Source organism: Mycobacterium sp. IDUB_39, assembly GCF_055419205.1.
This window is the reverse complement of the sequence record NZ_JBVAXF010000001.1, coordinates 322,598-335,598: the sequence shown is the minus strand read 5'-3', so window position 1 is coordinate 335,598 and position 13,001 is coordinate 322,598. Positions and strand designations below refer to the sequence as shown.

Genomic DNA, 13,001 nt, shown 5'->3' with positions numbered 1-13,001 from the left:
ATGAAATACGGGCAACACGTATTACCCCGCTGTTTGGCGCTTCTTCTTACCGCGAGCAGGATGTGCAAAGAGGGCAACGGTCCTCTATTGTTGGGCGAGTTGGGAATAGGGATAAAGGTCGCGAGTGCGCGCGGAACCAGCGATCCGGGGCGCTCCGGTGCCGGGGTGAGGGGGGTCATGTCGGGTCTTCTGCCATCGGGTGCCGTACATCTGGGGCTCGGCTGTAGTCGTTTGGGTTCGGTGGGTGGCGCAACGCCAGCCGAGGGTCGCGCCCTTGTGAGGAAGGCGCTGGACGAAGGAGTGCGCTTCTTCGACACCTCCAACATCTATGGACAGGGCGACAGCGAACGCCTCCTGGCAGAGGCGCTTGCCGGACGTGAAGATGCCGTAATCGTGTCCAAAGCAGGAAAGTACCTAGCGTGGCACCGGCGAATGCTGGTTCCACTGAAGGGTGTCTTACGCGCCTCGACACGTCGGTCTACGAACGCCAAAGAGAAGGTCCAGACAGTTCGGGCCAAACCGATGCCCACGCGTTGGGATGCTCAGTTCTTGACCAGAAGTCTTGAAGGGAGTCTCCGCCGGCTGCAGCGCGAGCGGATCGATGTCTTTCTTCTGCACAGTCCCTCGGTCGACGTGATTCGTGCCGGCGATGCGGTATCGGCTTTGGAACTTGCGCGGGCAGCGGGCAAGGTAGGCATTGTCGGTGTCTCCGTCGACGATACGGAAACGGCTCTAGCTTGTTTGGCGGATGAGCGGGTTCGGGTGCTTCAGGTTCCCCTGCCGCCGGGAGCGGGCATCTACGCCGACGTTCTTGATAGAGCGGTCGAGGCTGGAGTAGCAGTGGTTGCACGTGAAATCCTTGGCGGCGTGAGCGCTATTGCTGGACAACGGGATCCCGCAAGTGTCGCTCGGGCGAGAATCATCGAAACGGTCCACGATCCGAGGATCTCTGTGCCGATTGTGGGTGCAACGAGAATCGAAACATTGACTGCATCGATCGAGGCTGCCAGGGAGGCGATTCGCCCGACGTCGGGTTCGGCACGATCCTCCGATGGGGGCGACGTTAGTGGTTAGTGTCGCGACACTTCGGGCAGCCTCCCGCGTGACACCCAGAATGGCGGCCTATCGGGTGAAGCGCGTCGCCCGTGATTTCCTAGCCCGGCAATGTCCGGTCGCATACGCGAATTATGTTGCGCGCGTGGCGTCTTCCGTGCCGCTCCTAGATTCGTTGACCAGTATAGGTGACGGTTCCTCGTCGGACCTAGCGCGCTCGGTGGCTGTCTTTTACCACGATGAGTACGTCGATATGATTGACGACGCCGCCAAAGGACGCTTCACGCTGTTGAACAGGACAGTGGATTTCGGCAACGTGGAATCTATCGACTGGCACCACCAACTCGACGTGGAAACTGACTTCCACCTTTGGCGGCAGAAGTTGGCGCACATGGGGTTTGTCTGTCCCATGCTGACAGCTGCCAATGACGACTATTTGAAAGCGGCCCAAGGCTTAATTGCCTCGTACCGCGAAACCTCGGATTTCGGTGTGCGAGGGTGCTTCTCGTCATACTGGTTCCCCTACAGCGTTTCGCACCGCATCCTGGCAATCTTGAGCGGATACGTCGTTGCCATGCAAGGCCGCGGCCTGCCGGAGGGCCTCCGCCACGACATCGAATCGTTCCTCCGATGGAACGTGGGCTTCCTTCTTGCGAACGTGGAGCATGAACTGAGGAACAACCATGTCGAGCGGAATCTCGCCGCGCTCTGCATGTACTTCAGCTATGTGAGTTCTCCCCCCAACAAAATAGGGATTCGACTGGACCGCGAGGTCCGGAAAATCATGGACGCGTGCATCCTCTCCGATGGGTTCAGCGCTGAGCGTTCCGCTATGTATCAAGGCCTAGCGGTGATGTCGCTGGAGGTCTTCTCGAAGGCGGGATGTCTGTCGCCGGAGACACGCGAGATCGCGGAGAGCCTGCACGCCAAGGCTGTTCGTGCCTGGCACTTGATGACCCATCCGGACGGTGACATTGCGCTGTTCAATGACAGCTGGATCGGTGAGGTTCCGCAGGCGGGCCACGTCGCCGGGCACCACGACTTCGCTCCCTTAGAGCTGCTGCCGAACGCTGGTTACGCCCGATTGCAGTCCGGGGCAGCTTTTGCTCTCATGGATGCTGGCCCAATCGGGCCGCGCTGGTGTCCAGGCCACGGCCACGCCGACTTTCTGGCGGTCGAAATCGATATCGCGAGTAGGCGATTCGTAGTCGATCCGGGGACCTACCAGTATTCCACTGGTCCGCGGCGGGCGTTCGAACGCTCAGCTTCGAGTCACAACGGACCGATCCGGGCAGGCGTTGAGCCGGTGGAGTACACGGGCTGCTTTCGGGTCGGCAACATGAGCGAGGCGAAGTTTGTGGAGAGCAACGCCTCGGAGGAGGGCGGAAGCGTATGGGGACGGCTGGAACTGAGCGACGGAAGTGCAGTAGACCGCAGACTCGAGGCTCGTCCCGACACGTTGCGGATAGTGGACGGGTGGTTCGGTGACGCCACTGACGCATTCGTGAGGCTGACGGTGTCGGATGACTGGGTGCTCGCTCATCTTGGTGACCACAGCGTTGTATTCAAAGAGGGCGATACTACCGTCGAATTATCGGTGATCGAGGGACGAATCGTGGATGTGGAAAGTGGCGAGTGGTCCAGTCGCTATCTCGAAAGCCGCCCGGCCACTACGGTTATTCTGAACCCGGTCGGCGACCAAAGAACCGGGCGCCTCGTATGGGAAGTTCGAGCAATCTCCTGAAGCTTTGACTACGCGTGTAGATACCGTTGACGAAAGACTGATTTGACATGAGAATTGCAATCATTGGGTGTGGATTCGTTTTCGACATCTACATGCGGACCATTCGTGCGCACCCAGAGTTAACGATAACAGGAGTCTTCGACAAATCTCGTGAGCGTGTGGAACGGGTATCTGCCTACTACGGCTTCCGTGCGTACGAGAGTTATACAGATGTGCTGGAAGACCCCGAAGTTGAGGCAATCGTCAATCTGACGAACATCGGCTCGCATTACGAGATCTCTCGCCTCGCCTTGGAGGCGGGAAAGTACGTCTACTCAGAGAAGCCGCTGACCAAAAGTCTGGAGCAGTCGCGGGAACTGTTTAGGATTGCTGAAGAACGAGGTGTTCGCCTCTATAGCGCGCCGTCGAATATCTACAGTGATACATCCCGCACTATTTTATCGGCCGTTGAAGAAGGTCTCATTGGTAAGCCATTGTTGATCTACGCCGAGTTGGACGATAGCCCTATTCATCTGATGGGCTTCGACGGAGTCTCGAGTCGCACTGGCGCGCCGTGGCCGTTGCACGAAGAGATCCACGAAGGATGCACATACGAGCACTTGGGCTATCACCTAATTTGGATCTGTGCTCTGCTCGGGCCGGCCGTCTCCATAACGGCGTTCTCCAGTGAACTCATCGAGCACAAGGCCGAGGGCCTACCGGCGAAGGTCGGTACGCCGGATTACTCGGTAGCCAACCTGCAGTTCGCGGACGGCGCAGTCGCGCGGATCACGTGCAGCGTAGTGGCGCCGCGAGACCACAGCATGCGTGTGATCGGGCGTGAGGGCGAGATTTCGGTTGAGGGCTACCGCCGTTACCGGTCGCCAGTGCGCGTCGAGCGCTTCAGCAAGGCCAGCCTCACGGCACGCAAACTCGAAACGCTGCAAACCCATCGGACTCTCGGTAGCTGGTTCGGCGTCGGCGGGAGAAGGGTCGAACTGACGCGAAATTGGAAATCCGAGGCCGTCGAGAAGGATCAGCAGATGCGGTCTTCGACAAAGCAACGACTCGTAGAGTGGCTGCGCCGCCGTGAGGTCTATGCGCAGGATAAACTCGTTGGGATTGCGGAGATGGCTCGGGAGATTCGAGAGGGACGCCGGCAATATCTATCTCCCGAATTCCTTCTCCATCTGAATGAGCTCACGCTTTTGACGCAGGGCGCCGGCGCTGGCGGAATCGCGATATCGCCGACCACGACTTTTGAGCCACTCGGGCCGGTTCCCGACACTCGCATTGTGGGACGGGCGCTGCGTCGTGCAGGACCTCGGCCATTGGAAAGGCTTGTGTCGCGGCTATGACTTCAAAGAAGATGGGCGTATTGGCGGATTTAGTGTCTTCTGAGTCGATGTGGAGCTTATCCCGCGTGCATGTGATTAGCCGAGGACTTGTGGTCATGATGGCTCTGTGGTTGCCGTGACGGGGGTCGATGATGCGGTTATGGTCACGGGGAGTGCAGGTTTCATCGGTCGGGCTTTGGTGTCGCACCTTGCCGAGATCGGCCGCCCTATCGTGGGTGTTGACCGAGCAGTGGAGCCTGCCGCCGACGCGCTTCGTTGTGATTTGACGACTCTCACGGTTGATGGCTTCGGCGCTCTAAAATGCCCTCCGACCATCGTGCACCTCGCCGCGGTCTGCAAGGAACCCGGCTACCCCTGGCGGGACTATTACTCCAACAACGCGGAGGCCACGCGCCGCCTCTGTCTGGCCGCGGACCAGGCGGGTGCGCGAAATATCATCTTCGCCAGCACGATGATGGCTTTTTCCGCCGGTCCCGAACGGCGCTCGGAGAGCGATTTCGGCGACCCCGAAACGGCGTATGGAGGCAGCAAGCTGCAGGCTGAGGAGATCCTGCGAGCATGGCAGGCGGCCAAACCAGGGCGCCGTCTGCGCATCGTCCGTCCCGGGGTGGTGTTCGGCCCTGGCGATGAGGGCAACATGCGGCGACTGATCCACGCCCTGAGTCGACGACGCTTCGTTTATATCGGTCGCGACGACACGGTCAAGAGTTGCATCTACGTCAAGGATTTAGTTCGGCTTCTGATCCGGCTCATCGATGATGACGGGCCGCATGACACATACCACGCCGTGTACCCGGAGCCGACGACAGTCCGCGACGTCGTCGAGGCCATTAATAGTGCCTGGGGATGGAATCGCCGGCCCGCCACCATTCCCTACCGCCCAGCATTGGCGGCCGCTGCGCCCTTTGCGCTATTGGATCCGATGGGAACGCGGTTCGGCATTCACCCGAGGCGTATCCAAAAGTTGTACCTCGATACGAATGTCAGCGCCGACCGTCTCGCCGACCTCGGTTTCACCCTGCAATATTCGTTGCCTGAGGCATTTGCGGACTGGCGAGACGAATGTGGCGGGTTGCTGCCCCCGTGAGAATGCTACTCAAACTGTCACCCAAACTGGGCCGTGGCGCATGAGTACGCGCTATCTCGAAAATTGTGGCGGAAGCGCTTCGCTAATTTGGATGACCACCTTTATAACGTCGTGGACTAAAGTCGGCGCGGCGCGGCGCAGCGAACCGGACCGACGATTGACGCAGTCAGAGGCGAGCATTCGATGCTCCTGACGGTGGCACTTCGTTACGGTTCGATTGCCGTCCAGTTCGCGGTGCTGGCAATCCTGGCGCGGCATCTCCCAGGGGATGACTACGGCCGCTACATGTTGGTTCTGGGCGCTGTCTGGTCTACGTATACATTGCTCGGACTGGGTGCGTCTGAGACATTCGTGCGCGAAGCCCCCAAGCGCATTCAACGTGAACGCCTCGATGAAGTGGCGGCGCTGGCCGGTGGGACCCTTATCGTCGCATTGGGAAGTGCAACGCTTGTGGCGTTGGTGGGTGTTCTGCTCGTTTGGCTGCTACCGCTGGATTCAACAACGTCCACGCAGGTCCTCTTCATTATGGCTTTCATGATTGCCAACGGACTCGTCTTCAACGCTTCCCAAATCCTGCTGGGTGGAGGCTGCGAGGCGCTTGGATCGTTCTTTTACTACCCGGCAATGAACCTCAGCCTACTGATGACCACAGTGCCATACATTTTTTTGGCAGAAACTCCCTCGTTTCGAGGCGTGGCGGTTGTGACGTGTGTTGCTGGTTCAGTCACGGCGTTACTGGCGGTTTCGCTTGCGGTATATCGAGTTCGTCCGAAATGGACGACAACCACGATGGTGCTTCATTTAGTGAAAGTCGGTAGTCAGCTGTCGGTTGCGCGGTCACTCGTTTATGTTGGGGCTTGGCTGCCCACCTTTCTCGCCGGCGTCCTACTGGCCCCCGTACAAGCTGGCTATCTAGGTACCGCAGCTCGAATGGCCGTTGCAGTTGGTGCCGTGACTGCCGCTGTGCGTTTCGCCGTGCGGCCTGCGATTGTTCGCGCATTTGACCGCGGTGATGTGAACGCAATCAAGGAGACATGCGGACGAGTGGCGTCGGTCGCGTTTGCGCTCGCGTGTTTGGCGATAGTGGTAAGCGCCGTAGCCGGAGACTCCATTATGGGCATCGCTTTTGGCCCGGATCTTAAGGCGGCAGCACCGCTCCTCACGATCCTGCTTGTTGGGACAGCGTTCGAGGCGCTTTGTGGGCCAGTCGACGAGGTTCTCAAGATGACGGGCAGTCAGAAGCGCGTGTTGGCAGTCCTCGTCGCCGTTGTAGGGGCTTCTGCTGTTGCGATGTTAGTGATTGCTCCGCTCGGTGTCGCCGCGCTGGCGTGGATACAAGTCGGCTATTCGGTTGCAGCGTTTGGGGCCATGATCGTTATTGCGCGACGCCAATTGGGCATCTGGCTTCACCCAGTCCTCCCGTCGTCGCCCGTCAGGCTTTTCGCTGCGCGCGAACACACTAAAGGGGGATCGGACAGTTGAACACTCGACTACGAACGCCGGAAGAGTTGGAGGGCGCCACTGAGGACCGGCGTTTGGATCCAACCCTCGTCATTGTCGTGGTTGCGTGCTTGCTGCCGTATATCAATCTCGGTCCGATATCGACACCCTCGGAGATACAACCGTGGGGCGGGATCCTGGCTTGGCTCTGGGTCGGGGCGCGGTCTCTGAGGACCGGAGTTCGGATCACGCCGTTCCAGTGGCTTCTCTTGTTCTTTGCTGGCTATTTCATGGTGAATGTCTACGGGGGGGAAGGCTTCGACCCTTCCCTCTATCTCCGGAGATCCGGGGCCTATCTGCTGTGTGCAGGGATTTTCCTTGCGTGCCAGTACTTAACCCCCGCCACACTGTGGCGAGCACTCAAGATCGCTACCCCCGTCTGGCTTACGTTTGGAGTGCTCAGATACGTGGATGGAGCGATCTATTACGCAGTTGTGACTCCGCTAGTCCCTAACGTTTTCTCGTCCGATAGTCGTGGGACGTCTAGCTTGGCACCCGAAGCGACTGATTTCGGTTTCACAATGGTATTTATAGTCGCGCTGTGCATGATTACCCGTCGTCGCCTGACGCAGCAGGGATTACGGGCTGAAAAATGGCCAATTGTTACAGCTGTTGCTTCGGTTTTGATCTCGTTCTCCGGCACGGGCTACCTTGGCTTAGCGGTGATCGGCAGCGTCTATTTGCTGACTAGCCCTGCGATAAAATATGGAATGGTAGGGCGCAGTTTGATCGCGCTTGTAGTGGCGGCAAGCACCGTGATGATAATGAGTCTGCTGCCCTCCCAATCGATACGCGGAGTTGAACTCCTCAGGCTGGCGATCCAGGATCCAATTTCACTTATGGATACGACCACATCGTACCGAATAGTACACGGGACCGTCGGCGCTCTCGGTCTTGTGGACTCTGGTTACTTGGGCTATGGCGCAGGCTCTTTTCAGAGCGAAGCGGTGGATGTTTATTACAGACATAGCCTAGGGGGCGTTTTCCAACTCAGGAACCATTATGAGACAAATGTTCCAGCTACCCTAAGCAACAATCCGAGCTCTCAGATTGCAGTTTTATTGCTCGAGTTCGGCGTGGTCGGGGTTGCGTATCTTCTGTTAATTTTCGGCTTTGCGGTGCGTTCACGGATACCGTTCAAAGCCATTGCGGTCATGATTTTGGCACTGGCGTGGCTAGGTAGCTTTCCTGCCGCTTGGCCTCCCTTTTGGCTAATGATCGGCATAATGATGAGTCCGAATTTCGTCAATAAAAAGGGCCCTAGTCATGGCGAATCACAGCCACCGGAAGTCGCAGTGCAACGCCTGAGTCCACTTGCCCCGAAAAATGGCTCTCGCCATCACACCGGTTCAACTCACCCTCATGGGAACGGGCTTGCTTCTGAGTAGGCGGACTACGCCTTACGGCCTTAGTTATGGCGTGCCTATGCGTATCGGGACTAATCTCTGAATTGCTTCACTGTTGCTGTTGGCCTGGGTTCTGAATCTGTTGTTGTTCCTTGGAACGGCGGTCCAGCGCAGACGTGCGGTCGTACGGTGCGGCGGTGGCGTCTGTCCGCGCGGCCGGGATGGCATCGGTATGCACGTCGTGTGTTCATCGTGGAGAGGTCACGGGCGATCGGGCATTTGGGTTCCGACGCGACGAGGCGCACCCGGCGACGCAAACGCCGCGCCGGCACCGCAAATGGGGGAGTCTCCTCGGGTTTCAGGTCGAGGGCCTGCGCTCTCCCAAAATGGCGGTCATGGGCCGCGATTGTTTCGGCGCTATGCCTTCAAACTCGTTCGTCGGGCGCTCCGGGCTCGAAGCGACTCCCCGCTGGCCGGCCAGCAATAACGTCTAAGTCAGCGACGACATGGGCGGGAACCGCCATCGCGCCGCACGTGCCTGCCGGGCGGATGCGCGAAACGGTCGCATGGATCAGGCTGGGCGTCCTACCCGAGTCATGTTCTGCGCGGCTCACGAATGGCCGCTGGGCCGCCCCGTCTACAAGCTTGAGGAACCAAACGTAACGAAACGAAGTAGGCGCATGATTGTTTGCTGCGCATGAACCGCCGCGACAATAATTGACACCATCGGCAAATGTCCAGGCACGAAAGAACTTGCAGGAGAACACCTGCCATTTGCTGTTGCACAAGATCGTTGTAAACAATACTAAAGGCCGCAAAAATCGGTCCCGCTTGAGTTCGCTATTCGCCTTGTTGCGCATTCATGTCGGTGATACGGTTCTGCTCACAGCGATGGCCGACTCACAAGGCCTCCACGGTGCGAAGTGGCTGTGGGGACGGCAGCGGGGCCACCCGGACTTGTGGCGATTCGCATGTATTCATGCACGGAGAGCAGGGGGCGTATGCGGCAGCGAGCGGTACTGACAGGCGGCGCGGGATTTGTCGGCTCACACCTTGCGGAGCGTCTGTTAGCGCTAGACATCGATGTGTTGTGTCTCGACAACTTCGTTACGGGTTCACCCGAGAACGTCTCCCACCTACAGGGGCGCAACGGTTTTCGGCTGATGAAGGTCGATGTCAGCGATTACATCTCGATCCCTGGGCCCGTCGACTACGTACTCCACTTCGCCTCCCCGGCCTCACCGGTCGATTATGCCGAGCTTCCCATTCAGACATTGAAGGCCGGTTCGCTCGGAACGCTGCACACGCTAGGCCTGGCCAAGGAGAAGGGCGCGCGCTACCTGCTCGCGTCGACCTCGGAGACGTACGGTGATCCGCTCGTTCACCCCCAGCCCGAAAGTTACTGGGGCAATGTCAATCCGGTGGGACCCCGGGCCTGCTACGACGAGGCTAAGCGCTTCGCCGAGGCGCTCACCGTCTCGTACCGGAACAAGCACACCGTCAACACTGCGATCATGCGGATCTTCAACACGTACGGCCCACGGATGCGTCCGAACGACGGTCGTGCGATCCCAAACTTCGTCACCCAGGCGTTGGCTGGCGCCCCAATAACGGTTCAGGGCGATGGAAGTCAGACGCGATCTGTGTGCCACGTCGACGACCTGGTCGAGGGGGCGCTGCGGTTGTTGTTCTCCGACCTATCCGGTCCGGTCAACATCGGCAATCCGCACGAAATGACGATCTTGGAGTTGGCGGAGTTCATTCGGGAACTCACTGGATCCGAGTCTCCAGTGGAGTTCACCGAACGCCCTCAGGATGATCCGTCACAGCGGCAGCCAGACATCACACTCGCACGTGCCGAATTGAAGTGGGAACCGAAGGTCGACATCCGTGACGGCCTATCGGACACCATCGCGTGGTTCCGCGACCGCGCGGACGACGCTTCCCGCAGCGAATCGCCAGCGCCGCTTGGGTTCCGGGCCGAGGATGTGCAGCCGCGCCACAGGGTCGCGGTCATCGGCACTGGATACGTGGGTGCGGTCACCTCGACATGCCTGGCGTTCCTCGGTCACTCCGTGTGCGGCCTGGACAGCGACTCGGTCCGTGCCGGGCAGCTCAACGACGGGCAGGTACCGTTCCACGAGCCGGGTCTGCCGGAGATGCTCAAGGCGACGCTGTCGTCCGGCCGGCTGAGCTTCACGGACAACCCCGCTGAAGCGCTGTCCGATGCTGACTTCGTGTTCCTCTGCGTAGGAACACCTCCGGGCCTTGACGGGTCACCGGATCTCGCGCAGCTTGAAAGTGCTATCGAGAGCCTGGCGCCGTTCCTGCGCGCCGACGCGGTCATCGTCAACAAGTCGACCGTGCCGGTGGGGTCAGGCAACTGGACCCGCACGATTCTCGAGGACGCCCTCGAGGGAAATCGGAAACTGGCCTTCCACGTTGTCTCCAACCCGGAGTTCCTCCGCGAGGGCTGCGCCCTCGACGACTTCCTCTATCCGGATCGCATCGTGCTGGGGGGCGCATCCGAGGACGTCAGTCGCGTGGCTGAACTCTATCAACCAGTGCTCGACCAGTCATTCGACAGTGGGCGGCGTGGAGTTCGGCCGTCACTGATCACGACTGAACTCGCGTCCGCGGAGATGATCAAGTACGCGGCGAATGCGTTTCTGGCGACCAAGATCAGCTTCGCCAACGAGATGGCGCAGATGTGCGAACTGTTCGGTGCCGACGTTCGTCAGGTGCTCCCGGCGATCGGAGCCGACCACAGGGTCGGAAACGCCTTCCTGAGCCCCGGTGTCGGTTGGGGTGGTTCATGTTTCGGCAAGGATGTCGCGGCGCTGATTTCGTCGAGCGAGGAGTACGGCTACACACCCTCGATGCTGCAAGCGACGGTCGAGATCAACCAAGCGCAACGGGCGAGCGCGGTACGCAAGCTTCAGCGCGAACTCCACGTTTTGAAGGGCCGCCGAATTGCGGTGCTGGGATTGACTTTCAAGCCCGGGACAGACGATCTCCGCGACGCTCCGGCCCTGGACATCGCTAAGCGGCTACTGGCCGCGGGAGCCGTGGTGTCGGCCTTCGACCCGGTCGTGAAAGCGCTGCCCGAGGAATACGCGGCGATACGGCTGGCAGGTGATGTCTACGAGGCGGCCGACAGGGTGGACGCGGTTGTCGTGACCACGGAGTGGCCGGAGTTTCGCCAGATTGATCCTGCCGGTCTGCGTCGAGTGATGCGCGGGGATCTCGTTGTGGACGGCCGAAATTGCCTGCCCGAAGCCAACTTCGTCGGATCGGGACTACGCGTGCTCGGATTCGGCTGGTGACCCCCCGCACCCACATCGACAAGGAATCGCTGTGACCATCGAGATGCCTCCTAAGCGTCCTGCGGCTGCCGTAGCCGACGGGCACACCGCGCCCGCACCTGAACTCCCTCAAAACGACACCAGGCAGGCGCAGAAACTCGGTCTCCAGCATCGTTATTTTCTGCAGATCGCCGATTTGGTGACGCTGACGGCCTCCGCGGCTCTCGGTGCGGTGACGCTCAGTCACATCAGCGCCGAGCGCGCGGGCAGTCTTGGCTACCGGGAAGTCGCGCTCGCAACGGTCGCAATGGCGGTGGCACTCCATCTTCACGGGCTGTACCGGCGCCCCGCCGCGCGGCTGCGGCCGAGTGAGTGGTGGCGAGCTGCGGTGATTGCGCGTTGCCTGCCAACCGCTTCATTGCTCGCACTCGCCGTCGATGCACTCACCCTCAGTGGTGGGCGAGCTATGACACTGACAGCCGCGGTGGCGATGACAATCCCCGCCGTTGTGTTGGTTCCGTTCGGACGACGACTGGTCGTTCGGATGTTCGACCCGACGGTGAGCCGCATTCTGGTGATCGGGACGGGACCGATCTCGGATCGATTGACATCGAGGCTGCAAAGGTGCCCCGACACGCTCGTCGTCGGACATGTTGACGACAACGTGGCGCCGGGCACCGATGTCCTCGGTGGGCTCCCCGATCTGCCCACCGTCTGTGCCGCGCATGAGATTGACCGAGTGATTGTCGCCCTTCCCAACACTAGCGACGCCATCGTGCTCGAGGCGCTGCGCCAGCTCGAGGGCCAAGTGCCGGTATCGGAGATCCCGCGCTACTTCGAACTGCACAACTGGCGCAGCGAGGCCGAGGAGTTGCACGGCCTAACCCTGATGCACCTGCCCACCGCGTCGTTGGGCCCGAGCGCACGAATCATGAAGCGGGTCATCGACGTCACGCTCGCGACATGCGCGCTACTGATTGCGAGCCCCGTGTTGCTCATAATTGCGGCGGCGATCAAGCTCGACAGTCGCGGGCCTGTCTTCTTCCGTCAGGAACGGACCGGCCAAGCCGGCAAGCCTTTCTCGATCTTCAAGTTCCGCTCGATGACTGCTGACGCATGGCAGCGTCGCAACATGGTCGCGCAACAGAATGAGGTGGATGGGCCTCTGTTCAAGATGGAGAACGATCCAAGGGTCACCCGGGTCGGCGCCTTCATCCGCAAGACCAGCCTCGACGAACTGCCTCAACTCATAAACGTTGTTCGCGGCGAAATGTCTTTGGTTGGTCCGCGGCCACTGCCCACCGAGGAGTCCGACCGCCTCGACGGCGCGGCGTTGGCACGGCTCGACGTCAAGCCCGGAATCACCGGCCTTTGGCAGGTGTGTGGCCGTAGCGACCTGTCTTATGCCGACCTTCAGCATCTCGACTCGGTGTATGTCCGTTCATGGTCGCTGATGTGGGACATGCGAATCATTTTGCAAACACCAAAGGTTGTGTTCGCTCGAAAGGGCGCCTACTAACGTAGTAGCGCAACCCGTAGTGTGGGAGTTCGCCGTGTCCGGCTTCGGGACGCCAGTCTTGGTGGTACCGCGGCCGGCATCGCATCACCGGCCCGCCTCGAACGAGGAGT

General features: G+C 60.0%; 8 protein-coding genes. All 8 read left to right on the top strand.

Going from position 1 to position 13,001, the window contains the following annotated elements; all coding sequences use genetic code 11:
* The gene (locus ACZY0X_RS01630) at positions 1-1,074 is read left to right on the top strand and encodes an aldo/keto reductase (RefSeq protein ID WP_463767857.1); all 1,074 of its coding nucleotides are present in this window, start codon (positions 1-3) and stop codon (positions 1,072-1,074) included.
* A 232-nt stretch (positions 1,075-1,306) separates the two neighbouring features.
* Positions 1,307-2,797 carry a heparinase II/III domain-containing protein gene (locus ACZY0X_RS01625; protein ID WP_463767856.1) on the top strand — a complete coding sequence of 497 codons (1,491 nt, stop codon included), beginning with the start codon at positions 1,307-1,309 and terminating at the stop codon, positions 2,795-2,797.
* A gap of 47 nt (positions 2,798-2,844) precedes the next feature.
* Positions 2,845-4,134 carry a Gfo/Idh/MocA family protein gene (locus ACZY0X_RS01620; protein WP_463767855.1) on the top strand — a complete coding sequence of 430 codons (1,290 nt, stop codon included), beginning with the start codon at positions 2,845-2,847 and terminating at the stop codon, positions 4,132-4,134.
* A gap of 106 nt (positions 4,135-4,240) precedes the next feature.
* Positions 4,241-5,221 carry an NAD-dependent epimerase/dehydratase family protein gene (locus tag ACZY0X_RS01615; RefSeq protein ID WP_463767854.1) on the top strand — a complete coding sequence of 327 codons (981 nt, stop codon included), beginning with the start codon at positions 4,241-4,243 and terminating at the stop codon, positions 5,219-5,221.
* Positions 5,222-5,404: 183 nt separating this feature from the next.
* The gene (locus ACZY0X_RS01610) at positions 5,405-6,703 is read left to right on the top strand and encodes a lipopolysaccharide biosynthesis protein (protein ID WP_463767853.1); all 1,299 of its coding nucleotides are present in this window, start codon (positions 5,405-5,407) and stop codon (positions 6,701-6,703) included.
* 506 nt (positions 6,704-7,209) lie between these two features.
* Positions 7,210-8,109: a hypothetical protein gene (locus ACZY0X_RS01605; protein WP_463767852.1), complete on the top strand. Its 900-nt coding sequence runs from the start codon at positions 7,210-7,212 to the stop codon at positions 8,107-8,109.
* Between the two features lie 929 nt (positions 8,110-9,038).
* Complete coding sequence (locus tag ACZY0X_RS01600; protein ID WP_463767851.1) at positions 9,039-11,393, top strand: UDP-glucuronate decarboxylase; 2,355 nt, start codon at positions 9,039-9,041, stop codon at positions 11,391-11,393.
* Positions 11,394-11,424: 31 nt separating this feature from the next.
* Entirely contained in the window at positions 11,425-12,891 is a 1,467-nt protein-coding gene (locus ACZY0X_RS01595; protein ID WP_463767850.1) for a sugar transferase, read from the top strand.
* Positions 12,892-13,001: the final 110 nt, after the last annotated feature.